The sequence below is a fragment of the Mesorhizobium sp. M0518 genome (assembly GCF_040321125.1).
Lineage (GTDB): Bacteria > Pseudomonadota > Alphaproteobacteria > Rhizobiales > Rhizobiaceae > Mesorhizobium.
Window position 1 is genome coordinate 252,608 of sequence record NZ_JAMYQY010000001.1, and the last position, 23,719, is coordinate 276,326.

A 23,719-nucleotide genomic window follows, 5' to 3' on the forward strand; every position below is an offset into this window, starting at 1 on the left:
TAGAAAAGGTCAGATCTGGATGGAGTTTTGGGAGCGACGTTTTCCACCGCAATCATCCACCGAAATGCGGGACGCGTGGCAATAAGTGACGATCCACACAACCGGTGGAGAGAGCGATCCCGGGAACCTACAAAGTAGGTGGGCGCCGTGTGAGAAAACCCACGGGTCTTCCCAGGGACAGCTCCCTAAGGATCGTTAAGGCCCCGGGGAAAATGTTCTCCTGCCGGGAAGCACAGACCGTCCCGCCCAATATAGGCTGCCGGCCGGCTAAGCGCCAGTGAGACGGGCATATGTTTCCATCAGGGTTCAAGCCCATTCGTCGCGGCCGGCGCACCCTTGCACAGGGTGAGCCGCGTCCTTACGGTTGCCATGATCAACCGAGGAGCAAGAATGCGTTTCGAAGGCACGGCGGCCTATGTCGCCGACAAGGATCTGATGGTGGCCGTCAACGCGGCGATCGCGCTGGAGCGGCCCTTGCTGGTCAAGGGCGAGCCAGGCACCGGCAAGACGGAGCTGGCCCGCCAGGTGGCGTCAGCACTTGGCCTCGACCTCATCGAATGGCACGTCAAGTCGACCACCAGGGCGCAGCAGGGCCTTTACGAATATGACGCCGTCTCGCGCCTGCGCGACAGCCAGCTTGGTGACGAGCGCTTCAACGACATCAGGAACTACATCAAGCGCGGCAAGCTCTGGGAGGCGTTCGCCGCCGGCAGGAAGGTCGTGCTTTTGATCGACGAGATCGACAAGGCCGACATCGAATTCCCCAACGACCTCCTGCAGGAACTCGATCGGATGGAGTTCTTCGTCTACGAGACCGGCGAAACCATCCGCGCCGCCGTCAGGCCGATCGTCATCATCACCTCCAACAACGAGAAGGAGTTGCCGGACGCGTTCCTGCGCCGCTGCTTCTTCCACTACATCCGCTTTCCCGACGTCGATACGCTGCACAGAATCGTCGATGTCCACTATCCCGGCATCAAGCAGAACCTGGTGCGCGCGGCGCTGACCCAGTTCTACGAAATCCGCGACGTGCCCGGCTTGAAGAAGAAGCCGTCGACCTCCGAAGCGCTCGACTGGATAAGGCTGCTGGTCGCCGACGATATCGCGCCGGAAGATCTGCGCGCCGATCCGAAGAACGCCCTGCCCAAGTTGCATGGCGCATTGCTGAAGAACGAGCAGGACGTGCATTTGTTCGAGCGGCTGGCGTTCATGGCACGAAGGCAGCGATAGGTCAGCAGCAGCGCTTTCCCTTCTGTGGACCGTTGCCCGCAGCCGAACAGGCAGGCAGCCTCGGCCAAACCTTCAGAGGAGATGACATGTCTGAGATTATCGTCCGCCCGCTCGCGCAGTCCGACCGCGCCGATTGGCGGCGGCTGTGGACCGACTACCTCACCTTCTATGAGACGAAGCTGCCGGAAGAGGTCTACGCCATCACCTGGAAGCGGCTGTTCACCGAGGGTGAGTTCGAGCCGAAAGGCTTCATCGCCACGCTGGACGGCAAGGCGGTAGGGCTCACCCACTATCTCTACCACCGCTCAGGCTGGTCGGAAAAAAACAACTGCTATCTGCAGGACCTGTTCGCCGACCCTGACATGCGCGGCAAGGGCATAGGCGCGGCGCTAATCGAGGCAGTAAGACAAGAAGCCGCGAAAATCGGCGTCAAGAACGTTTACTGGATGACGCACGAAACCAACACCACCGCGCGCAAACTCTACGACCATGTCGCGCGCCGCACCGGCTTCATCGAGTATGATCTGCTGTAGATAGACAATGTTCATCCCCTTCTTCCTCGAACTGAAGGCCGCGCGTGTTCCCGTTTCGCTCAGGGAATATCTGTCGCTGCTGGAGGGACTGGAAGCCGGGCTGGTCGACTACGACGTCGAAGGTTTTTATTACCTCGCCCGTGCGGTGCTGGTGAAGGACGAGCGCCATATCGACCGCTTCGACCAGGTGTTTGCGCATGTCTTCAAGGGCATCGAAGCGCTGGGCGGGCCGGATGCCGTCGATGTCGCTGACATTCCCGAGGAATGGTTGCGCCGCATCGCCGAAAAGCACCTGACCGACGAAGAGAAAAAACTGGTCGAGGCGCTGGGCGGTTTCGAGAAATTGATGGAGACCTTGAAGCAGCGGCTGGACGAGCAAAAAGGCCGCCACCAGGGCGGCTCGAAATGGATCGGCACCGGCGGCACCTCGCCCTTCGGTGCCTATGGCTACAATCCCGAAGGTGTGCGTATCGGCCAGCATGAAAGCCGCAACCGCCGCGCGGTGAAGGTGTGGGACAGACGTGAGTTCAGGAATTTCGATGATGCCGTCGAACTCGGCACCCGCAACATCAAGATCGCGCTGAAGCGGCTGCGTCGCTGGGTGCGCGAAGGCGCCGAGGAGGAATTCGACCTGCCCGGCACCATCCACGCCACCGCCGAACATGGCTATCTCGACGTGCAGACGCGGCCCGAACGCCGCAACGCGGTGAAGCTTTTGATGTTCTTCGATGTCGGCGGCTCGATGGACGACCACATCAAGAGCGTCGAGGAGCTGTTCTCGGCCGCCCGCGCCGAATTCCGCCAGCTCGAATATTTTTACTTCCACAACTGCCTCTATGAGGGTGTGTGGAAGGATAATCGCCGCAGGCATGCCGAGGTGATTCCGACCTTCGACCTCCTCCACAAATATGGCCCGGACTACAAGGTGATCGTCGTCGGTGACGCCTCGATGAGCCCTTACGAGATCGCTCACCCCGGCGGTTCGGTCGAGCACTGGAATCCGGAGGCAGGCAGCGTCTGGCTCGGCCGTCTGCTGCAGCAATGGCCGAACGCGGTATGGCTGAACCCCGAAGACCCCAAGAACTGGGGCTACACCCATTCGATTGCGATGATCCGCGACATCTTCGGCGGCCGCATGTTCCCGCTGACTTTGGCCGGGCTTGAAGGCGCGACCAGGCAGCTTTCAAGAAAGCACTGAAAGACCGACAGGAGATCCGATGATCTGCTTCCTCTGCCTGCAATGCGGCGTCCAGTTCGCGGCGACAGAGACGCCGCCAAGACATTGCCCGATCTGCGAGGACGAGCGCCAATATGTGCGCTGGGAAGGGCAGGCGTGGATCACGCCGGAGGAACTTGCTGAAGGGCATCGGCTTGTGATGAAGGATGATGCCGGCGTTCTCGCCTTCGGCATCGAGCCGCGCTTCGCCATCGGCCAGCGGGCGCTGCTGGCACAGACGCCACACGGCAACGTGCTGTGGGACTGCGTTTCGATGGTCAGCGACGAGGCGGTGGCCGAGATCAACCGCCGCGGCGGCCTGGCGGCGATCGCCATCTCGCACTGCCATTATTATTCGGTGATGGTCTGTTGGAGCGAGGCGTTTGGCGGCGTGCCGATCTATCTCCACGCCGATGACCGCCAGTGGATCATGCGGCCGCACAAGGCGATCGTCAGCTGGGAAGGCGAGACGCTGGCCATAAACCCTTCGCTGACGCTCATCCGCTGCGGTGGCCACTTTGCCGGCGGTCAGGTGCTGCACTGGAAACGCGATGGCGGCGACGTCTTGCTGGCCGGCGATATCCTGCAGGTGACGCCGACGCGCCGCCATGTCAGCTTCATGTACAGTTATCCGAACTACATTCCGCTCAATGCAGCGGCCGTGCGCCGCATCGCGGCGGCGCTGGAGCCATTCGCGTTCGACCATATCTACGGCGCGTGGTGGAACCAGAACATCATCGGGGGCGCAAAAGCGGCGTTGGCTGGCTCGGTCAATCGCTATCTGGCGGCGATCGCATGAGAACCCAATCGAAAATGCGGGAAAATGCCGTAACAAATGCCTATCTTGGTGCGAATATGAGGTTGCAATCCGCGCATGACCCCGAACCTCCGGTTCGGAAAGGATCATGCGCAAAACCAAAGTGCTACAGCGTCCCTTGCGCGTCCGATGGACGCGCGGCGCTGTAGGAGCGAGCCGGCAAGGCTGAGGAGATCACATGGACACCCACACCTACCCTGTAACCCGCACCGACGCCGAATGGCGCGCCCGGCTGACGCCGGAGCAGTATGCCGTCATGCGCGGTCACGGCACCGAGCGGCCGGGAAGCTGCGCTTTGCTCTACGAGAAGCGCGCCGGCACCTTTTCCTGCGCCGGCTGCGACCAGCCTTTGTTCGAATCCAAGCTGAAGTTCGAGAGCGGCACCGGCTGGCCGAGCTTCAACGACCCGGTGCCGGGCTCGGTCGAAAACACCGTCGACCGCAGCTACGGCATGGTTCGCACCGAATGCCATTGCGCCCGCTGCGGCAGCCATCTCGGCCATGTCTTCGAGGACGGCCCGCCGCCGACCGGCCTGCGCTATTGCATCAACGGCGTGGCGCTGAAATTCGAGCCCTCGGCCTGAGCCATCCGGGTTCGACACTATGAAAGGGCGGCATCTGTCGCCCTTTTCGTTTAAATATCCGTCGCCCCCCTCTGGGCAGACGATCAGACCACGATCATCGCCACCAGCCACAGCGTGGCGCCCAGCGTCATCATCCAGGCCTTGGCCCCGGGAATCTTTTCGGTGGTCCGCCACACCGCCAAGGTCAGGAACAGGCTGTAGGGCACCGACGCGAAATGCACTGCCAGCACAAGCCCGAGCGGCAACTTCAATCCGAGCAAGACGAGCGCCAGCACCGATGCGACGATGCTGACCGCGGTGCCGACGAGGACAAGGTCGCGCCAGAACAGCCGGTCGAGCGGCACCTGGCCTTGCCAGCGTGAGCGGAAAAAGGAGCCGATACCTTCTGGCAACACCGGATATCTATCCCTGCCCCAGGACTTCGGTTACCGCACGCTCGAAGCGCGAACATTCGGTCACCAGCCAGTCGGCCATGGCTGGCCAGTTGTCCTCGGCATAGCAGTTCACCCGCCACATCGAATTGATGCCGAGGCCCTCGCAACTCTGTTCCGGCCTGAGCTTCAGCCTGTCTTCGATTTCACGCTGAAACGGCTTCAGCCGCGACCAGGCTTGCGTGGCGCCGAACTTCTCGTTGCGACCGAAGAAGACGCCGACCTGGTTCTGCGCCGGCGCGACATACATGGAAAGGACCAAGGCGAAGTCGGGCAGCCCGCGCTGCCAGAACCAGGGTCCGCGCCGCGCCATCAGAGCCCTTTCTTCCGGATGCCGCTCAGCGAACAGCGTCCAGAAGCCGCGCTGGCGGAATTCAGAGGCGCGGCGGGCGCCGAAGTCGAATTCGCTCATGGCTTAAACCGTATCTCCGGCAACCGTGTCGGTGCCGGGGCCGGCTGATCTTACACCATGCCGAGCGCGGCCTTGTACAGATCGAGGATGGTTTCCTCTTCCTGCCGCTCGGCCTGGTCCTTCTTGCGCAGCCGGATGATCGTGCGCATCGCCTTAGTGTCGAACCCAGTGCCCTTGGCCTCGGCGAACACTTCCTTGATATCGTCGGAAATGGTTTTCTTCTCTTCCTCGAGCCGCTCTATGCGCTCGATGAAGGCACGCAGCTGGCCGGCGGCAACAGTCTGGCTGGTATCGGTGATATCGTCGGCCATATTTTTCTCCAAAAGCATCGGCTCCGCGACTCGCGGACGACTGCGGCAAAATTTGAGCCGGTTCGATGCCCGACCGGCGGCGACGGGTCAAGCCGTTATCGACCAAGCCACGCGGGCTGCCGCCAGAAGCCGACAACCAGTCCGTTTTGCGAACTCTAATTGAAAGCGATCAGCAGATCCTTGGCATCGATCTGGTCGCCTGCCTTGACCAGCACCTCGGCGACCGTACCGTCGCGCTCGGCATGCAGCGCCGTCTCCATCTTCATCGCTTCGATGGAAAGCAGCACGTCACCGGCCTTCACAGCTTGGCCGGCAGCCACCGAAAGCGCCGAGACGACGCCCGGCATCGGTGCGCCGACATGCGCCTCGTTGCCGGGTTCGGCCTTGCGGCGGGCCTTGGCGGCGGACGCGCCATGCGCCCGGTCGGGCACCTTGACACGACGCGGCTGGCCGTTGAGCTCGAAGAACACGGTGACCATGCCCTTTTCGTCGACATCGCCGATGGCAAGGCATCGGACCACCAGCGTCTTGCCTTTCTCGATGTCGACGAAGATCTCGTCTTCCGGCTTCATGCCGTAGAAATAGGTCGGCGTCGGCAGGACGCTGACCGGCCCATAGGTTTCCTGCGCTCCGGCGAAATCCGTAAACACCTTTGGATACATCAGCCACGAGGCGAATTCGAACTCCGACAGCTTGCGCTCGAGCTTCTCCTCGATTTCCTTGCGGTTGGCCTTTAGGTCGGCTGGCTTGAGCAGTGAGCCGGGCCGCACCGTGATCGGCTTGTCGCCCTTCAGCGCCTTCCCCTGCAGCGCCGCCGGCCACCCGCCTGGCGACTGGCCAAGGTCGCCGCGCAGCATCGAGACCACCGAATCCGGGAATGCGATATCCTTGTCCGGGTTTTCGACATCGGCAACGGTGAGATCCTGGCTGACCATCATCAATGCCATGTCGCCGACGACCTTGGAGGACGGCGTCACCTTGACGATGTCGCCGAACATCAGATTGACGTCGTGATAGGTCTGCGCCACCTCGTGCCAGCGCGTCTCCAGTCCGAGCGAGCGCGCCTGTTCCTTCAAATTGGTGAACTGCCCGCCCGGCATCTCGTGCAGATAGACTTCCGAAGCCGGCCCCTTGAGGTCGCTTTCAAAGGCGGCGTACTGGTTGCGCACCGCTTCCCAGTAGAACGAGATTTTCCTGATCCATTGCGGGTCGAGACCGGGGTCGCGTTCGGTGCCCTTCAGCGCCTCGACGAGCGAGCCAAGGCATGGCTGCGAGGTGTTGCCGGAGAAAGCATCCATCGCCGCGTCTATGGCGTCGACGCCGCTTTCCACCGCCGCCAGCACCGTCGCCGCCGACAGGCCCGACGTGTCGTGGGTGTGGAAATGGATCGGCAGGTCGGTCGCCTCGCGCAGCGCCTTGAACAGCACGCGTGCCGCCGCCGGCTTTAGCAGTCCGGCCATGTCCTTGACGGCAATGATGTGGGCGCCGGCCGCCTGCAATTCCCTGGCCAGGCCGACATAGTATTTGAGGTCGTATTTCGCCCGCGCCGGATCGAGGATGTCGCCGGTGTAGCAGATCGCCGCTTCGATCAGCTTACCCTCGGCACCGACCGCATCCATGGCGACGCGCATATTGTCGACCCAGTTCAGGCAATCGAAGACCCGGAACAGGTCGATGCCACCGCTTGCTGCCTGCTTGACGAAATGCTGCACGACATTGTCGGGATAGTTGGTGTAGCCGACGCCATTGGCGCCGCGCAGCAGCATCTGCAACAGCAGATTGGGCGCCGCCTCGCGCACCAGCGACAGCCGCTCCCACGGATCCTCGGTGAGGAAGCGCATGGCGACATCGAAGGTGGCGCCGCCCCAGCATTCCAGCGATAGAAGCTGCGGCAAGGCACGCGCATAAGTACCGGCGATGCCGGCAATGTCATGCGTTCGCACACGGGTGGCGAGCAACGACTGGTGGCCATCGCGCATCGTCGTGTCGGTGACCAGCACTTGCCTCTGATCGCGCATCCAGGCGGCGAACTTCTCCGGCCCGAGCACATCCAGCTTCTGCTTGCTGCCGCCGGGCACATTGCCGTTGAGGTAAGGCACCACGGGTGCGGCCGCATCGGCCTTCGGCTGCGGCCGGCCGCGCGTCTCGGGATGGCCGTTGACGCTGACGTCGGCGAGATAGTTGATGAGCTTGGTGGCGCGGTCCTGACGCTTGACCTGCTGGAACAGTTCCGGCGTCGTGTCGATGAACTTGGTCGTGTAGGAATTGTCGGCGAAGCTCGGGTGGTTGATGATCGCTTCGAGGAAGGTCAGATTGGTGGCGACGCCGCGGATGCGGAACTCGCGCAGCGCCCGGTTCATGCGGGCGATCGTCTCGGCCGGCGTCGGCGCCCACGCCGTCACCTTCTCCAGCAGCGGATCGTAGAAGCGGGTGATGACAGCGCCCGAATAGGCGGTGCCGCCATCGAGGCGGATGCCGAAGCCTGTTGCGCCGCGATAGGCGGTGATGCGTCCGTAGTCGGGGATGAAATTGTGCTCGGGGTCTTCCGTGGTGATGCGGCACTGCAGCGCGTGGCCGTTCAGCCTTATGTCCTTCTGCGCCGGCACGCCTGATTCCGGTGTGCCGATGGCAAAGCCGTCGAGGATATGGATCTGCGCCTTGACGATATCGATGCCGGTCACCTGCTCGGTGACGGTGTGCTCGACCTGGATGCGCGGGTTGACCTCGATGAAATAGAATTTGCCGGTGTCGGCATCCTGCAGGAACTCGACCGTGCCGGCGCCGATATAACTGGTCTCGCGGGCGATCTTCAGCGCATGGCCGCAAAGCTCCTCGCGCTGCGACATTTCGAGATAGGGCGCCGGCGCCCGCTCGACGACCTTCTGGTTGCGGCGCTGGATCGAACAGTCGCGCTCGAACAGGTGCACCGCATTGCCATGGGTGTCGCCCAGCACCTGCACCTCGACATGGCGCGCGCGTTCGATCAGCTTTTCGAGATAGACCTCGTCCTTGCCGAAGGCGGCTTTCGCCTCACGCTTGCCTTCGGTGACTTCACGAGCAAGGTCGGCTTCGGCGCGGATGGCGCGCATGCCGCGGCCGCCGCCACCCCATGATGCCTTCAGCATCACGGGGTAGCCGATTCCCTTGGCCAGTTTCTTGACCGCCTCCATGTCATCCGGCAACGGATCGGTGGCGGGGATCACCGGCACCCCGACCTCGATGGCGAGATTGCGCGCCGCGACCTTGTTGCCGAGCCGCCGCATTGTGTCCGGCTTCGGCCCGATGAAGGTAATGCCGGCTTCGGCACAGGCGTCGGCGAATTCGGGACTTTCCGACAACAATCCGTAGCCGGGATGGATAGCATCGGCACCCGACAGCCTGGCGACGCGGATCACCTCCTCGATCGACAGATAGCTTTCGATCGGCCCCATGTCCCGGGTCAGATGCGGTCCGCGCCCGACCTGGTAGCTCTCGTCGGCCTTGAAGCGATGCAGGGAGTATTTGTCTTCTTCGGCCCAGATCGCCACGGTTTTGAGGCCGAGTTCGTTGGCCGCGCGAAAGACGCGAATGGCGATTTCGGACCGGTTGGCGACGAGGATCTTCGTGATGGCCAAGGACTGGGCTCCAGCAACGGAAGGAAGAGAAATCGGCGCAATGATTAGCGTGAAAATGCTGCAGTGCAAACAAATTTGACGCGCATTTAAACCGATTGAAATGGAATCATTGCACCAGAGGCCTTCGCATTCATCCAAACAGCCAGAAAAAGCGCCGGCTCTGCCGTGACGCGCGATCATTCCCGGCTAAGGGACCCGGCTCCATCGGCCGCCCCTGATGACAAAAAGAAAATGCCCGGCGCGAGGCGCCGGGCATCCGTAAACGGTCTGGAGACTGACGAGTCTTACATCTTCTGGATGTAGGTGTACTTGCCGTCGTCGCCCTTCTTCCATTCGTACATCACGTAGCCGGGCAGCGTGGGGTCGCCCTTGGCGTCATAGGACAGATCGCCGAGCACGGTCTTGAACGGGCCGTTTTCATGCAGCGCCTTGGCAACTGCCTGCGGATCGTTCGACTTGGCAGCGGTCGCTGCCTCGGCGATAGCCTGCACGGCGGCGTAGGAGTAGAGCGTGTAGGCTTCAGGTTCGAAACCCTGCGCGCGGAACTTCTCGACGAGTTCCTTGTTGGCGGGGATCAGGCGCGGATCCGGGCCGAACGTGTTGAGCGTGCCCGCAACCGCGTCACCCGCGATCGAAGCCAGTTCGTTCGACACGATGCCGTCGCCGGAGACCAGCGTCGCCTTGAGGCCCTGGTCGGCCGCCTGGCGGATGATCAGGCCGGCTTCGGTGTGCAGGCCGCCCCAATAGATGATCGAAACGCCGGCTTCCTTCATCTTGGCGATCAGCGCCGAGAAGTCCTTGTCGCCGACATTGATGCCTTCATACATGACTTCCGTCAGGCCCTTGGCATTCATTGCCTTCTTGGTTTCGTCGGCAAGGCCCTGGCCGTAGGTGGTCTTGTCGTGCACGACGGCGATCTTGGCGTCCTTGAAGTTCGCGGCGAGATAAGCGCCGGCAATGCTGCCCTGCTGGTCATCGCGTCCGCAGGTGCGGAACACGTTCCACAGACCGCGCTCGGTAAACTGCGGGTTGGTAGCGGCCGGCGTCACTTCGACGATGCCGTTTTCCGCATAGACTTCCGATGCCGGGATCGAGACGCCCGAGTTGAAGTGGCCGACCACGAACTTGACACCGTCGCCGACGAACTTGTTGGCGACCGAGATACCCTGCTTCGGATCGGAAACGTCGTCGCCGACCTCAAGCTTGATCTGCTCGCCATTGATGCCGCCCTTGGCATTGATGTCGGCGACGGCCGCTTCCGCGCCCTTCTGAAGCTGCGCGCCGAAGGCGGCGTTCGGACCGGTGATCGGACCTGCGACGCCGAACATGACGTCAGCCCACGCGTTGCCGCCGAACGCGACCAGCGCGGTCAGGGCGACGGCGGACAAAAGTGACTTTTTCATTTAAAACGCTCCCATTAACGGAGTGGGCGTGGATGAAGCTTTCATGCGATGCCCACCCTTATCGCAGAAAGCATAGTTTGCCGATTTTCAGGCACTTGTCACGCCGATTCAATTTCGAGGCGGCGTTAATGATGAACGTCAACCTTTCGGTTTCCAGCTCAAGAGTGAAGCTCTTTCGTAGAGCCAATTATACTGTGTCACCATCTGGTTGGTGCGCGTGTATTGATAGCCGACGAAGCCGAGGATCATCAGCACGATGGTGTCGACGACATAATAGTGCAGCGAGAACATGGTGCCGCCGAACAGCGCGTGATGGATGAAGCGGATCGCGATGCCGAGGCCCAGCATATAGGCGAACAGCTGGATGAAGCTGCGCCACGTCTGAGCACTGGCCTTGCCCGTCATCCACGCCGCCCAGCCGCCGAGCAGACAGGTGACGAAGAAGAACTGCCAGATCGAGGGTTCCTCGTAAAGAATGCCCTGCATGGTGAAGTCTCCTTAGCATGATCCCGAAAAGTTGCGGACTTTCCGGACAAGATCATGCGACAAACAAACAATCTGGAGCGGAATGGCGAATGCACGCATTCCGCTCCGAACTCAGTGGTGTCCGCCTTCGAGATAGGCGGCGCGCACTTCCGGATTGGCGAGCAGCTCCTTGCCGGTGCCGCTCATCGTCACATTGCCGTTGACCATGACGTAGCCGCGCGTGGCGAGCTTGAGCGCGCCGAAGGCGTTCTGCTCGACCAGGAACACGGTCAGCCCCTGGGTGCGGTTCAGTTCGCGGATGGCGTCGAAGATCTGCTTGACGATCAGCGGCGCGAGACCCAGCGACGGCTCGTCGAGCAAAAGCAGCTTCGGTCGTGCCATCAGCGCGCGTCCGATCGACAGCATCTGCTGCTCACCGCCCGACAGCGTGCCGCCGCGCTGGGTGATGCGCTCTTTCAAACGCGGGAACAGCGTGAACACCTTCTCGACGTCCTCGTCATAATGCTTGAGGTTGTCGAGGCTGGCGCCCATCTGCAGGTTTTCCATCACCGTCATGCGCGGAAAGATCCGCCGGCCCTCGGGCGACTGGGCAATGCGCATGCGCGCGATCTCGTGCGTCGGCATCTGGGTTATGTCGGTGCCGGCAAAGGTGATGGTGCCGGCGCGAGCCCGCGGCGCGCCGAAAATGGTCATCATCAGCGTCGACTTGCCGGCGCCATTGGCACCGATCAGCGCCACGATCTCACCTTCCTTCACAGTGACATCGACGCCGTTCAAGGCTCGGATGTTGCCGTAGTAAGTCTGCACGCCCTTGATATCGAGCAGCGTTGTCGCGGCCATCACTTGCCCCCTCCACGCTTGCCCGCCGCGGTCTTGCTCGCGGTCTTTCCGGAGGCTGCCTTTGCAGTCTTTGCGGAAGCATGGCTTGTCGCCACCTTGCCCGCGTCGACGCGGCGCGAGAATTCCGTGTCCTTGCCCTGGCCGAGCAGCCTGGCCTGTTTGACCCATTCCTCGCGCGCGATACGTCCGTCAAAGGCGAGATAGGCTTCGGCGGCCTCGACGTCGGCCTTTTTCCAGGCGCCGATCTGGTCGAAGTGGAAGATGCCGTGATCGTTGAGCTTCTTCTCGTTGACCGTACCGATGCCCTTGATGCGGGTCAAATTATCGGCCTTGCCGCCGCGAGGCGCCGCCAGCCGATTGGAGATCTCTCCAGCCTTCGCCGTGGCCTTGACTGCCGGCTTGGCCGACGCGGTCGACTTCGCCGCCGTGCCGGTTGCCGCCTTTGAAGCCGCTTTCGGAGTAGGCTTTGCCTTCGCCGCCGGTACGGCTGCCAGCGAGGCTGCCTTGTTTGCCGCGGCGAGCGACCTGGCGTCGACCTGACCGGCCTTTGACGCTCCCTTGGCCACCGTAACCCGCTCGCCCGAACTGTGGCCGACCGTGTCGGTCACCGGCCCGGCGAGATAGGACGACGATGTTCCCGGACCATGCGCGGCATCCGGCCCTGTATCGAGCTGTTCGATGACATCTTCGTCGCCGACTTCGGTAAGGACGGCTTCGACTTCTTCGTCGTCGACGCCGAGATAGGCGGCGATGACGCGCGGATCGGTGCGCACAGACTGCGGACTGCCGTCGGAAATCTTCCGGCCATACTCCAGAACCACGACATGGTCGGATATCTGCATGACCACCGACATGTCGTGCTCGATCAACAGGATCGAGGTGCCGGAGGTGTTCTTGATGTCGATCAGCAGCTCGTTGAGCGCCGCCGATTCCTTCGGATTGAGGCCGGCCGCCGGCTCATCGAGGCACAGAAGCTCGGGTCCCGTGCACATGGCGCGAGCGATTTCGAGACGGCGCTGCGCGCCATAGGGCAGGTCGCCGGCCGGGTCGTCGGCACGGTCGACAAGATCGGCCTTTTCCAGCCAATGCTTGGCGAGCTCCACCGACTCGGCCGAGGCCTTGCGATAGCCGCTGAAGCCGAACAGGCCGAGGACCGTGTAGCCCGATGCCTTCATCAGTTTGTTGTGCTGGGCGACCAGCAGGTTCTCCAGCAGGGTCATGCCGGAGAACAGGCGGATGTTCTGGAAGGTGCGCGCCACCTTGGCGCGCGCCGGGATCTCATGGTTGGGCAGCCGCTCGAGCAGGAAGGTCGAACCATCGTTCCGGTTGAGCGTGATCATGCCTTCCGAGGGCTTGTAAAAGCCGGTGATGCAGTTGAACACCGTGGTTTTGCCGGCGCCGTTGGGGCCGATCAGCGCGGTGATCTCGCCGCGCTTGGCGGCGAAAGACAGATCGCCGATGGCCACCAGGCCGCCGAACTTCATCGACAGATGATCGACCTGCAGGATAGCGTCGTTCACGCCGGAATTGGCCTTCTGAACAGGGTTCGCATTCATCAGCCGTGTCCTTCCTTGGTGAAGGAGCTTGAGACAGCCTTTCGCTCCTTGAGGAAGGCGGTTGGTTCACGACTGCCGACGAAGCCGCGCGGCTTCCACAGCATGACGATGACCATGGCCATGCCGAACAGAAGCATGCGGTAGAGTTCCGGTGTGAAGTCCGGTCCGAAGACCTGCTTGAGGAAGTCGAGTTCGCGCAACGCCTCGGTGCCGCCGATCATCACCATTGCGGCGACCGCGATGCCCACCAGCGAGCCCATGCCACCGAGAACGACGATGGCCAGGATGATGGCCGATTCCAGGAAGACGAAGGATTCCGGGCTGACGAAGCCCTGCCGTGCGGCGAAGAACGCGCCGGCGAAGCCGCCGAACATCGCACCCGTGGCGAAGGCTGTAAGCTTCGTGGTGGTGGTGTTGATGCCGAGCGAGCGGCAGGCGATCTCGTCCTCCCGCAACGCTTCCCAGGCACGGCCGACCGGCATGCGCCGCAGCCGGATAGTGACGAAGGCTGTCAGCAGCGCCAGCGCCAGGATCAGGTAATAAAGGAAGATCTTGTAGTAGGCGCTCGAGGTGGCGAGGTGCAGCACCTTGGCGATGTAATTGGGGTCGGACACGTTGAAGGTCATCAAGCCGAAGAAGGTGACCTTCGGAATGCCGGAAATACCGGCCGAACCGTTGGTGACCTCGCGCCAGTTGATCAGCACCAGGCGGATGATCTCACCGAAAGCCAAGGTGACGATCGCCAGATAGTCGCCGCGCAGGCGCAGCACCGGAAAACCGAGCAGCACGCCCCAGAAGGCGGCCATGGCGCCGGCGGCCGGCAAAAGGATCCAGAACGACAGGCCGTATTGCGTGCCGAGCAGCGCATAGGCATAGGCGCCGACTGCGTAGAAGGCGACATAACCGAGATCGAGCAGGCCGGCGAGGCCGACGACGATGTTCAGGCCCCAGGCCAGCATCACATAGATCAGGATCTGGATGCCGAAATTGTCGACCCATTTCAGCGAGCCTTGCAGCCCGCCGACGAACGACCAGGACATCAGCGACAGGATCGCCACCACCAGGATCGGATAGAGGATCAGCGCGGCAATGCCGAGTTTGGTGAAATTGGCATGAATGAAGCCCCGGAAATAATAGATCACGCAGGCCAGCACATAGATGACTGCCAGGGCGCGCAGGAACTGCAGATAGCCCGCCGGCTCGGCTCCCACCCATCCGACGAGAGAGCTGTTGACCGCAAACAACACCACCGCCGCGACCAAGGCCACGATGAAGGCCGGCAACTGGAAGAAGCGTGACGCCACGGTGGCCGGCAGCAGGCCGGTGGCGACGTCGGTGATCTTCTGGTTGGCGAGGAAGGGCTGGCCATAAGCGACATAGAGGAAGCGCCCGACAGCCGTGGCGATCACCACGGCGGCAAGCAGGCCCCAGCGTGTCGTCAGGACCAGTTCATTGGAAATGTTCTGGCCGGTCTTCAGGCCGATGAACAGCACGAACAGGCCGAACGATATGGCAGCGGCATAAAGTGCCTCGCGCAACGCGCGCTGCATGGGGGTGGCGACGGTGTCGCGCTCCGGAGATACGGTGACGGCCATAGTCTCAGACCTTTTCGACTTCTGGCCGGCCCAATATGCCGGAAGGCAGGAAGATCAGCACGATGGCCAGGATCGAGAACGCCGCGACGTCCTTGTAGTCGATCGAGAAATAGGCCGACCACATGCTCTCGATGAAGCCGATCATCAGCCCGCCGACCACCGCCCCAGGCAGCGAACCAATGCCGCCCAGCACCGCCGCCGTGAAGGCCTTCACGCCCGGCGTGAAGCCATCCGAGAAGGCAATGACGCCGTAATACATCAGGAACAAAGTGCCGGCGACCGCGGCAAGGGCCGCACCCATGATGAAGGTGATCGAGATGGTACGGTCGACATCGATGCCGAGCAGCGCCGCCATCTTGCGGTCCTGCTCACAGGCCCGTTGCGCTCGCCCGAGCGAGGTCTTGTTGACCAGATACCAGAACAGCGCCAGCAGCAGCGCCGTGACGACGACGATGATGATCTGCTTCAGCGACACGCTGATGCCGTTGATGTTGTAAACCTGGCTGACCATCGGCGGGATCGGCTTGTTGCGTGGACCCTGCGTCACCTGGACGAAGTTCGACAGCGCGATCGACATGCCGATGGCAGTGATCAGCGGGGCCAGTCGGAACGAACCGCGCAACGGCCGGTAGGCGACCTTTTCGATCGTCCAGTTATAGAGGCTGGTGAGCAGCATCGCCACGATCATCATGATCAGCAGCGCCAGCACAACCGGCACCGAATAGAACAGCGCGCCAAGGGCGAGGAAGACGATCAGTGCCGTGAAGGCACCCACCATGAAGATGTCGCCATGGGCGAAATTGATCATGCCGATGATGCCGTAGACCATCGTGTAGCCGATCGCGATCAGCCCATAGATCGATCCCAGCGTCAGCCCGTTGATAAGCTGCTGGACAAAATACTGCATGTGTACATGGCTCCCCTGAAATGTCGCCCATGCAGACGCATTCCTTTTCGTATTTCCCCTAGTCGTAAAGTTTCGAGCCCGGATTGCAACGTCATTTTTCAATCGTCATGCGTGTTTTCGAAGCACGCTGTCCGATTGCCCGTTTTCCATCATCCAGCCCCTGGACTATCGCGGACCCTACCATTGGCATAACGCAATGTCTTTGACGATTCGACCGCATCATGCGCTCCGTTTCGAAGAAATCGCCGTCAAAATTAGGTGATGAAAGGAATCCTTGCGTTTTTGGCACGATCCATTTTTCAGGCCGTTGCTTTCCGCAAGGTCAGGAGTCCCATCACTTGACAACAAATCCGTGCGCGAAAGGGTCGCGGTCGTCGATGAAGATGGTGTTCAGTCCGGTCATCCGCGCCCAGCCGCCGATCGAGGGAATGATGGCCGGCTTGCCGGCCACGCTGACATCCTTTTCGACCTTGCCCTTGAACAGCGAACCGATGATCGATTCATGGACGAAGCTGTCGCCGGCCTTGAGTTTGCCCTTGGCATGAAGCTGCGCCATGCGCGCCGAGGTGCCGGTGCCGCAGGGCGAGCGGTCGATCGCCTTGTCGCCGTAGAACACGGCATTGCGGGCATCCGCGCCATCCACCGTCGGCGCACCGGTCCACAGCATGTGCGACAGCCGGTTGATGCCAGGGCTCTCGGGATGGACGAAGGAATATTTCTCGTTGAGCCGCTGGCGCACCACCGGGCTCCAGGCGATGAAGTCGCCCGCCGAATAATCGGCCGTGTCGCGATAGTTCTTCTGTGGTTCGACGATGGCGTAGAAGTTGCCGCCATAGGCGACATCGACGGTGATTTCGCCGAGCCCAGGGCATTCGACCGTCAGCCCCTCGGCATGGAGGAAGGACGGCACATTGGTGATGCGCACCTCCTCGACATAGTCGCCGACCTGTTTGTATTCGGCGATGACAAGGCCGGCCGGCGTGTCGAGCCGAAGCACGCCCGGCGTCTTCGGCTTGATCAGTCCGTGCTCGATGGCCATCGTCACCGTACCGATGGTGCCATGACCGCACATCGGCAGGCAGCCGGAGGTTTCAATGAACAGGATGGCGATGTCGCAATCCTCGCGCGTCGGCGGATAGAGAATCGAACCGGACATCACGTCATGGCCGCGCGGCTCGAACATCAGCCCGGTGCGTATCCAGTCATACTCGGCCAGAAAATGCGCACGCCGCTCCATCATCGTCGCGCCCTGCAGCAGCGGGCCGCCGCCAGCGACCAGCCGCACCGGATTGCCGCAGGTGTGGCCGTCTATGCAGAAGAAGGATTTCTTGGCCATGACGCTCCTCGAAAATCAAAACCCGAAAATATCAAAATCGTTGCGGACTGAAGGGGGCCAGATCGATCGGTGGAGTCTGCCCCAGGACAAGATCCCTGATCAACCGTCCGGTGGCCGCCGCCTGGGTCAGGCCGAGATGGCCATGGCCGAAGGCATAGACCACCGACCGCTTTCCCGGCGCGCCGCCGATGACTGGCACTGAATCCGGCAGCGAGGGGCGGAACCCCATCCATTCGCGCCCACCCGAGGGATCGAGCCCCGGCAAGAATTTCTGTGCCTTCCGCAGCAGCGCTTTCGACCTGGCATAATTGGGCGGCCGCTCGATGCCGCCGAGTTCAACGGCGCCACCGACACGCAGGCCCGTTTCGAGCGGCGTGACGACGAAACCATGGCCGGAGAAGATCAGCATCCGCGTCACGTCGAAGGCACTCGTCGGCAACGTGGTGTTGTAGCCGCGCTCGGTCTCCAGCGGAATGCGATCGCCGAGCTGCCGCGCCAGCAGATGCGACCATGCGCCGGCGGCGACGACGAGGTGTCGCGCCTGCCTTGTGGTGCCGTCTGCCAACGTCAGCGTCGCACCATCCTGATCCACCGCGACTTGGCTGATTCGGGCCAGCTCAAAGCGGGCGCCCTTGGCCTGCGCATAGGCCCACACCGCCTTGCCCAGCAGTTTCGGGTCGGCGACCGTCTTCCATCCCGGCACGAACGTGCCTTTGATGAAGCGCGGCGACAGCCCCGGCTGCAAGGCGGCCAGTTCCTCGCCCTCGACATGGCGGAAACCGATGCCGAAACGCTCACGCGCCGCCCAGCCGGGCAGCCCGGCCTGAAATTCGGCTTCGCTTTCATAGAGCTCGAGCGAGCCATCTTCGCGCAGCATCGACCGCGTGCCGGAGCGATCGAGCAGGCCCATCCACTCCGCTTCGGCGAGCTTCATCATGCCCGCCTGAGCGGCAAGGCTCGCCTCGTATTTCCCGGGCGCCCCGGCGCGCCAGAAGCGGATTAGCCAGGGCAGAAGCCTCGGCAGATGGGCGGGCGGAATGCTGAGCGGGCCAAGCGGATCGGCCAGCCATTTCGGCAGCTGCCGGATCATGCCCTTGTGGGCCAGCGGCAGCACGTCGGAGAAGGCGAAGGCGGCGGCATTGCCGGAGCTCGTCTCCTCGCAAATGCCGGTGCGGTCGAAGACGGTGGCCCTGCGTCCGGCCTCGGCGAGAGACGCAGCGGCACAGATGCCGATGATGCCGCCACCGATGATGGCGATGTCGATTGGAACATCGCTATTCATCTTTGTACGTCACCCCTGCATGCATGTCCCAGTCTCCGCCCCGCTCGCTTCATACCAGCTCAGAACTGCGGCAGTGTCGGCCGCACGGCGAGCGCATCCTTGACGATCTTCTCGACAGCCTTGCGGCGCTCTCCAGACAGCGGCTGGCGCGGCATGCGAACGCGGTCATTTGTGTTGATCGCGAACACTTCGGCAAGCTTGATGTTTTGGACCAGGTAAGTCGAGACATCGAGATCGAGCAGCGGCCGGAACCAGCGGTAGATGGCGAGCGCCTCCTCGCGGCGGCCCTGCTTCATCAGCTGGAATATGGCGACGGTCTCGCGCGGGAAGGCTGTGACCAGTCCCGCGACCCAGCCGATGGCGCCGACCGACAGCGCCTCGAAGGCCAGATTGTCGACGCCAGTGAACAGGTCGTAGCGAGTGCCCAGGCGATTGATGATCTCGGTCGAACGACGGATGTCGTCGGAGGATTCCTTGATCGCGACAAAGCGCTTGTCCGACGCCAGCTCCTCCATCTGGTCGACGGTGACGTCGACGCGGTAGGCAAGCCGATTGGAGTAGATCATGACCGGCAGGTCGCCCGCCTGCGCGACCGCGCGCAGCGCCCCGACGGTCTCTTCCGCATTGGTGTGGTAGATCGGGCTCGGCACGACCATGAGGCCATTGGCGCCTTCCCGGCTCGCGCGCTTGGCGATGCTGGCCGCCTCGCGTGTGCCGGCCTCGTTGACGGTCAGCAGCACCGGCTTCTTGCCGGCGACCTTCTGTGCGGTCTTCAGCACCTCGATCTTCTCGTCGGGCGACAGCATCGGCCCTTCGCCGAGCGATCCGCAGACGATGATGCCGTCGCAGCCGGCCTCCATCTGCAGGCTGAAGCAGCGCTCCATCTCGGCATGATCGAGACGATCATCCGCGGTGAATTTGGTCGTGACGGCAGGAAAAACTCCGGTCCACATGATCATCTCTCCATCTGATATATCAGTGGTATATCTATAAACAAACCCGCTGTCAATGCGGATTCCGTTATGATATATTGAAGATATATCAGGAGAGCGCATTTGATATCCACGGCAGCAAGCACCGCGACGGAGCCAGCCGCGACCAGGGCCTACCATGTGCTCGAGCACATGATCGTCACGCTCGAACTGGCCCCGGCAAGCTTCGTCACCGAGGGCGCTCTGATCGACAGGCTCGGGCTTGGCAGGACACCGGTGCGCGAGGCGATCCAGCGGTTGGCCTGGGAAGGGCTGCTTGACATCAGGCCGCGCGCCGGGATCGCCATCGCCCCGCTCCATGCCGGCGACTGGCTGCGCGTCCTCGATGCACGTCGCGGCGTCGAGGTGGTGCTCGCCCGCTCGGCCGCCCGCTTCGTCACCCGCGAAGCCGCCGACTTGTTTCACGAAGCAGCGCTCGCCATGCAGAAAGCGGTGATCTCGGGCAATGTGCTTGCCTTCATCCAGGCCGACAAGGCTCTCGACGAAGCGCTGGCGCTGGCTGCCGACAATCCCTTCGCCGCCCGTTTGGCCGCCCCCTTGCAGACCCACAGCCGCCGCTTCTGGTTCCGCTACAAGGCCGAAACCGGTCTTGCCGAATCCGCCGAGCACCATGTAGCGCTGATCCGCTCGATCCTTGCGGGCGACGAAGAGGCTGCGGCCAAGGACGCCAAACGCCTGATGGCGCTGTTGCGCGGCCACGCCGAGACGGCCGCCACGCGCTGAACGTCCTTTTATATCCGGTGCGCTCTCGTCGTTGGCGCTTCCTCGAAGCTCGGGTTAAGTCCCGGGCAAGGCAGCCGCCGCCATCAACGGACCGTCCCAGCCTTCGCCTGCCGTGATGACGCAGCTCTGACCATGCGTGTCGGTGGCAAGAATTGTCCAGGTGCCCTGGTCGGAGACGAATATCTCAAGAATCAGGCTCGGGTTGACCAAGCCCCGCGCCGCTTCGCTTTCGTGGAATTTTTCCCCGAGCGCTTTGATCATATCCGCACGGGCCGCGCATTGCTCTGCCATCGCCGGGGCGGCCGGAAACGCGGAAACCGCCGCGAAAAATAGCGTTGCCACAAGACGGGTCATCTGACACCTCCTTGCGCCAGACGATGTCCCCGAAGCTGTCGCCAGCGCCGTTGCTTGATCTGCCGTGCCTCCTTGCGGCAGCACTGCAAACCAAGACGGCAGATGCCTACTTGGTTCCATCACATTAGCGTTCAAGCGGATAGGGTCGCCACCGGATTGCAAAAAAACGCCCGGGCGCGAGCGCCCAGGTCTTGAATCCAAACCAATTTGTTGTCCGGTCAGTTCATCGTCGGGATGACGAATTCAGCACCGTCCTTGATGCCCGCCCGCGCGACCGCAGCCGAAGGCGAGGACGCGCAACCAAGAAGTCGTCCGGCTCAGTTCATCGTCGGGATGACGAATTCGGCACCGTCCTTGATGCCGGACGGCCAGCGCGAGGTCACCGTCTTGGTCTTGGTGTAGAAGCGGAACGCGTCCGGGCCGTGCTGGTTGAGATCGCCGAAGGAAGATGCCTTCCAGCCGCCGAAGGTGTAGTAGGCGATCGGCACCGGGATCGGCACGTTGATGCCGACCATGCCGACCTGGACACGGCTTGCAAAGTCGCGCGCGGCATCGCCGTCACGGGTGAAGATGGCGACGCCATTGCCCATCTCGTGATCGTTGGCGAGCTTGATCGCGCTCTCATAGGTCGGCGCGCGCACAACAGAGAGCACCGGCCCAAAGATCTCTTCCTTGTAGATGCGCATATCGGCGGTCACGTTGTCGAACAGGCAGCCACCCATATAGTAGCCGTCTTCATAACCCTGCATGGAGAAGCCGCGGCCGTCGACGACCAGCTTGGCGCCTTCCTTGACGCCGGTGTCGACATAGCCCTTAACGCGTTCCAATGCCTGCGCCGTCACCAGCGGGCCGAAATCGGCGGAAGAGTCCGTCGAAGGACCGACCTTCAGGCTTTCAACGCGCGGGATCAGTTTTTCCATCAGCCGGTTGGCGGTATCGTTGCCGACCGGGACGGCGACCGAGATCGCCATGCACCGCTCGCCGGCCGAGCCGTAGCCGGCGCCGATCAACGCATCGACGGTCTGGTCCATGTCGGCATCGGGCATGATGATCATGTGGTTCTTGGCGCCGCCGAAGCACTGCACGCGCTTGCCGGCGGCCGTGCCGCGCGAATAGATGTAATGGGCGATCGGCGTCGAGCCGACAAAGCCGATGGCCTTGATGTCGGGATCGTCGAGGATGGCGTCGACCACGTCCTTGTCGCCGTTGACGACGTTGAGGATGCCTGCCGGCAGGCCGGCTTCGAGGAAAAGTTCGGCGATACGCATCGGCACGCCGGGATCGCGCTCCGAAGGCTTCAGGATGAAGGCGTTGCCGCAGGCGATGGCCGGCGCGATCTTCCACAGCGGGATCATTGCCGGGAAGTTGAACGGCGTGATGCCGGCGACGACGCCGAGCGGCTGGCGCATCGAATAGACGTCGATGCCGGGGCCGGCGCCGTCGGTGAATTCGCCCTTCATCATATGCGGCGCGCCGATGCACACTTCGACCACTTCGAGGCCGCGCTGGATGTCGCCCTTGGCGTCGGCGATCGTCTTGCCATGCTCACGCGCCAGGATGTCGGCCAGTTCGTCATAGTCGCGGGCGACCAGTTCGAGAAACTTCATCAGCACGCGCACGCGGCGCTGCGGGTTGGTCGCGGCCCATTTCGGCTGCGCTGCCTTGGCATTCTCGACCGCCGCGCGCAGTTCCGGCTGCGAGGCCAGCGCCACCGTGCCGCGCACGGAGCCGTCCATCGGCTGCATGACATCCTGCTTGCGGCCGCTGGTCCCGGCGACATGCTTGCCGCCGATGAAATGACCATAATCGATCATGATTTCTCTCCCTTGTTCGTGATGCTGTATTGTCCGCCTTTGGCCGGCGGATGGCAACGCGACGGAGAACGCAACCGTTGTGCGAAAAGTAGATAGCGAGAGGCACCTGTGCATCAATTGCCGCAAATGATAGGGTGCGCCCGTCTTTACAGGATTTCTCAAGGTTGAGCTTCGTCACACCCCCCTCTGTCCTGCCGGACATCTCCCCCGCAAGGGGGGAGATCGGATGCAGCGGTCGCTTTCGCAAATCTTCAGCTCCGCAAAAGAGGCTCTGTCAGCGGAGCTGCCAATCTCCCCCCTTGCGGGGGAGATGTCCGGCAGGACAGAGGGGGGTGGGCGGGAACGCGACGCTCGTCATTAGATCGGACCATGCCCATGAACTGGGATGACGTCCGCATCTTCCTCGCCGTGGCGCGCGCCGGCCAGATCCTTGGCGCGGCCAAACGGCTGGAGCTCAACCACGCCACTGTCTCGCGCCGCATCGCCGCACTCGAGGATGCGCTGCGGACAAAGCTGTTTCGCCGGTTGACCACCGGCAGCGAGCTGACGCCTGCCGGCGAGCGCTTTCTCGACATTGCCGAGCGCATGGAAGGCGACATGATCGCCGCACGTTCGACCGTTGCCGGCGAAGGCGACGATGTCTCCGGCACGGTGCGCATCGGCGCGCCGGACGGGTTTGGTGTCGCCTTCCTGGCCAAGCGCCTCGGCGAACTGACCGCCCTGCACCGCGAGCTGACGATCCAGTTGGTGCCGGTGCCGCGCTCCTTCTCTCTGTCGCGGCGCGAGGCCGACATCGCCATCACCGTCGAGCGGCCGACGGAGGGTCGGCTGGTGGCGGGAAAGCTGGTCGACTACTCGCTCGGCCTGTTTGCCTCCCGCGCCTATGCTGACGTGCATGGTTTGCCCCAAACCGCCGCCGAGCTTGGCCAGCACACATTGATCGGCTATGTGCCGGACCTCATCGTCAGTCCCTCGCTCGACTACGCGGCCGAATTCAGCGCCGACTGGCGCACCAGCTTCGCCATCTCCTCGGCGCTCGGCCAGGCCGAAGCGGTGCGCTCGGGCGCCGGCATCGGCATCCTGCACACATTCGTCGCCCGCTCGATGCCGGAACTTGTGTCCGTCGATGCTGTCGCGCCCATCCGCCGTGCCTACTGGCTGGTCTATCACGAATCGGTCAGGCCGCTGCGCCGCGTCCAGATCGTTGCCAGCTTCATCACCAAGGCAGTGGAGCGGGAGCGAAACCTGTTTGTCTGATGCATGTCGCCCAAAAGTGATCTCGGT

The 23,719-nt window shown here is 62.6% G+C and carries 22 protein-coding genes and 1 other RNA gene; 7 read left to right on the forward strand and 16 right to left on the reverse strand.

All coding sequences use genetic code 11. From position 1 onward, the window contains the following. Window positions 1-86: 86 nt before the first annotated feature. Window positions 87-242, reverse strand: a non-coding RNA gene (gene ssrS / locus NKI66_RS01305) — 6S RNA. A 148-nt stretch (window positions 243-390) separates the two neighbouring features. Here ssrS and NKI66_RS01310 point away from each other — a divergent pair. The 5 genes from NKI66_RS01310 (at window position 391) to msrB (ending at window position 4,379) form a co-directional block, all read left to right on the forward strand. Continuing rightward, on the forward strand, window positions 391-1,230 hold the full coding sequence (locus NKI66_RS01310) for an AAA family ATPase (RefSeq protein ID WP_352750578.1): 840 nt from the start codon (window positions 391-393) through the stop codon (window positions 1,228-1,230). An 86-nt stretch (window positions 1,231-1,316) separates the two neighbouring features. Further along, window positions 1,317-1,763 (forward strand): GNAT family N-acetyltransferase, encoded by a 447-nt coding sequence (locus NKI66_RS01315; protein WP_023811812.1) that lies wholly within the window; start codon window positions 1,317-1,319, stop codon window positions 1,761-1,763. A 7-nt stretch (window positions 1,764-1,770) separates the two neighbouring features. Then, on the forward strand, window positions 1,771-2,961 hold the full coding sequence (locus NKI66_RS01320; RefSeq protein ID WP_128305326.1) for a vWA domain-containing protein: 1,191 nt from the start codon (window positions 1,771-1,773) through the stop codon (window positions 2,959-2,961). A gap of 19 nt (window positions 2,962-2,980) precedes the next feature. Beyond that, window positions 2,981-3,778 (forward strand): MBL fold metallo-hydrolase, encoded by a 798-nt coding sequence (locus NKI66_RS01325; RefSeq protein ID WP_352750581.1) that lies wholly within the window; start codon window positions 2,981-2,983, stop codon window positions 3,776-3,778. A 196-nt stretch (window positions 3,779-3,974) separates the two neighbouring features. Then, window positions 3,975-4,379 (forward strand): peptide-methionine (R)-S-oxide reductase MsrB, encoded by a 405-nt coding sequence (gene msrB, locus NKI66_RS01330; RefSeq protein ID WP_127270383.1) that lies wholly within the window; start codon window positions 3,975-3,977, stop codon window positions 4,377-4,379. A gap of 83 nt (window positions 4,380-4,462) precedes the next feature. On the opposite strand, the gene NKI66_RS01335 is transcribed toward msrB, so the two are convergent. From NKI66_RS01335 to NKI66_RS01395, 13 genes are all read right to left on the reverse strand, one after another. Continuing rightward, a complete protein-coding gene (locus tag NKI66_RS01335) occupies window positions 4,463-4,774 on the reverse strand; it encodes a hypothetical protein (protein WP_127296219.1) in 312 nt (103 codons plus the stop codon). Window positions 4,775-4,781: 7 nt separating this feature from the next. Beyond that, the gene (locus NKI66_RS01340) at window positions 4,782-5,222 is read right to left on the reverse strand and encodes a hypothetical protein (RefSeq protein ID WP_127296220.1); all 441 of its coding nucleotides are present in this window, start codon (window positions 5,220-5,222) and stop codon (window positions 4,782-4,784) included. A 50-nt stretch (window positions 5,223-5,272) separates the two neighbouring features. Continuing rightward, window positions 5,273-5,533, reverse strand: coding sequence for a DUF2312 domain-containing protein (locus NKI66_RS01345; protein WP_013529099.1), 261 nt, complete (start codon window positions 5,531-5,533; stop codon window positions 5,273-5,275). Between the two features lie 155 nt (window positions 5,534-5,688). Next, window positions 5,689-9,147 (reverse strand): pyruvate carboxylase, encoded by a 3,459-nt coding sequence (gene pyc / locus NKI66_RS01350; protein ID WP_352611380.1) that lies wholly within the window; start codon window positions 9,145-9,147, stop codon window positions 5,689-5,691. A gap of 284 nt (window positions 9,148-9,431) precedes the next feature. Then, window positions 9,432-10,550, reverse strand: coding sequence for a branched-chain amino acid ABC transporter substrate-binding protein (locus NKI66_RS01355; protein ID WP_127296222.1), 1,119 nt, complete (start codon window positions 10,548-10,550; stop codon window positions 9,432-9,434). Between the two features lie 138 nt (window positions 10,551-10,688). Beyond that, on the reverse strand, window positions 10,689-11,036 hold the full coding sequence (locus tag NKI66_RS01360) for a DUF6867 family protein (protein WP_023811804.1): 348 nt from the start codon (window positions 11,034-11,036) through the stop codon (window positions 10,689-10,691). A 111-nt stretch (window positions 11,037-11,147) separates the two neighbouring features. Then, complete coding sequence (locus tag NKI66_RS01365; protein WP_127296224.1) at window positions 11,148-11,876, reverse strand: ABC transporter ATP-binding protein; 729 nt, start codon at window positions 11,874-11,876, stop codon at window positions 11,148-11,150. Beyond that, window positions 11,876-13,432 carry an ATP-binding cassette domain-containing protein gene (locus NKI66_RS01370; RefSeq protein WP_352750583.1) on the reverse strand — a complete coding sequence of 519 codons (1,557 nt, stop codon included), beginning with the start codon at window positions 13,430-13,432 and terminating at the stop codon, window positions 11,876-11,878. The genes NKI66_RS01365 and NKI66_RS01370 overlap by 1 nt, the downstream gene beginning before the upstream one ends. Continuing rightward, window positions 13,432-15,027, reverse strand: coding sequence for a high-affinity branched-chain amino acid ABC transporter permease LivM (livM, locus tag NKI66_RS01375; protein ID WP_352750585.1), 1,596 nt, complete (start codon window positions 15,025-15,027; stop codon window positions 13,432-13,434). Before livM ends, NKI66_RS01370 begins: the two co-directional genes overlap by 1 nt. Window positions 15,028-15,031: 4 nt before the next feature. Next, window positions 15,032-15,934 (reverse strand): branched-chain amino acid ABC transporter permease, encoded by a 903-nt coding sequence (locus NKI66_RS01380; RefSeq protein ID WP_013529092.1) that lies wholly within the window; start codon window positions 15,932-15,934, stop codon window positions 15,032-15,034. A 334-nt stretch (window positions 15,935-16,268) separates the two neighbouring features. Then, on the reverse strand, window positions 16,269-17,270 hold the full coding sequence (locus NKI66_RS01385) for a 4-hydroxyproline epimerase (RefSeq protein ID WP_352750587.1): 1,002 nt from the start codon (window positions 17,268-17,270) through the stop codon (window positions 16,269-16,271). Between the two features lie 31 nt (window positions 17,271-17,301). Continuing rightward, window positions 17,302-18,552, reverse strand: a complete 1,251-nt coding sequence (locus NKI66_RS01390; protein WP_352750589.1) for an NAD(P)/FAD-dependent oxidoreductase — start codon at window positions 18,550-18,552, stop codon at window positions 17,302-17,304. A gap of 59 nt (window positions 18,553-18,611) precedes the next feature. Beyond that, window positions 18,612-19,505 carry a dihydrodipicolinate synthase family protein gene (locus NKI66_RS01395; protein ID WP_352440986.1) on the reverse strand — a complete coding sequence of 298 codons (894 nt, stop codon included), beginning with the start codon at window positions 19,503-19,505 and terminating at the stop codon, window positions 18,612-18,614. 102 nt (window positions 19,506-19,607) lie between these two features. Here NKI66_RS01395 and NKI66_RS01400 point away from each other — a divergent pair, with 102 nt between their 5' ends. Beyond that, a complete protein-coding gene (locus NKI66_RS01400; RefSeq protein WP_023811798.1) occupies window positions 19,608-20,267 on the forward strand; it encodes a GntR family transcriptional regulator in 660 nt (219 codons plus the stop codon). 54 nt (window positions 20,268-20,321) lie between these two features. Here NKI66_RS01400 and NKI66_RS01405 read toward each other — a convergent pair whose 3' ends face one another. Continuing rightward, a complete protein-coding gene (locus NKI66_RS01405; RefSeq protein ID WP_023811797.1) occupies window positions 20,322-20,621 on the reverse strand; it encodes a hypothetical protein in 300 nt (99 codons plus the stop codon). 317 nt (window positions 20,622-20,938) lie between these two features. Further along, window positions 20,939-22,435: a CoA-acylating methylmalonate-semialdehyde dehydrogenase gene (locus tag NKI66_RS01410; protein ID WP_352750592.1), complete on the reverse strand. Its 1,497-nt coding sequence runs from the start codon at window positions 22,433-22,435 to the stop codon at window positions 20,939-20,941. 375 nt (window positions 22,436-22,810) lie between these two features. Here NKI66_RS01410 and NKI66_RS01415 point away from each other — a divergent pair, with 375 nt between their 5' ends. Continuing rightward, entirely contained in the window at window positions 22,811-23,692 is an 882-nt protein-coding gene (locus NKI66_RS01415; RefSeq protein ID WP_352750594.1) for a LysR family transcriptional regulator, read from the forward strand. The last annotated feature ends 27 nt before the right edge of the window (window positions 23,693-23,719 follow it).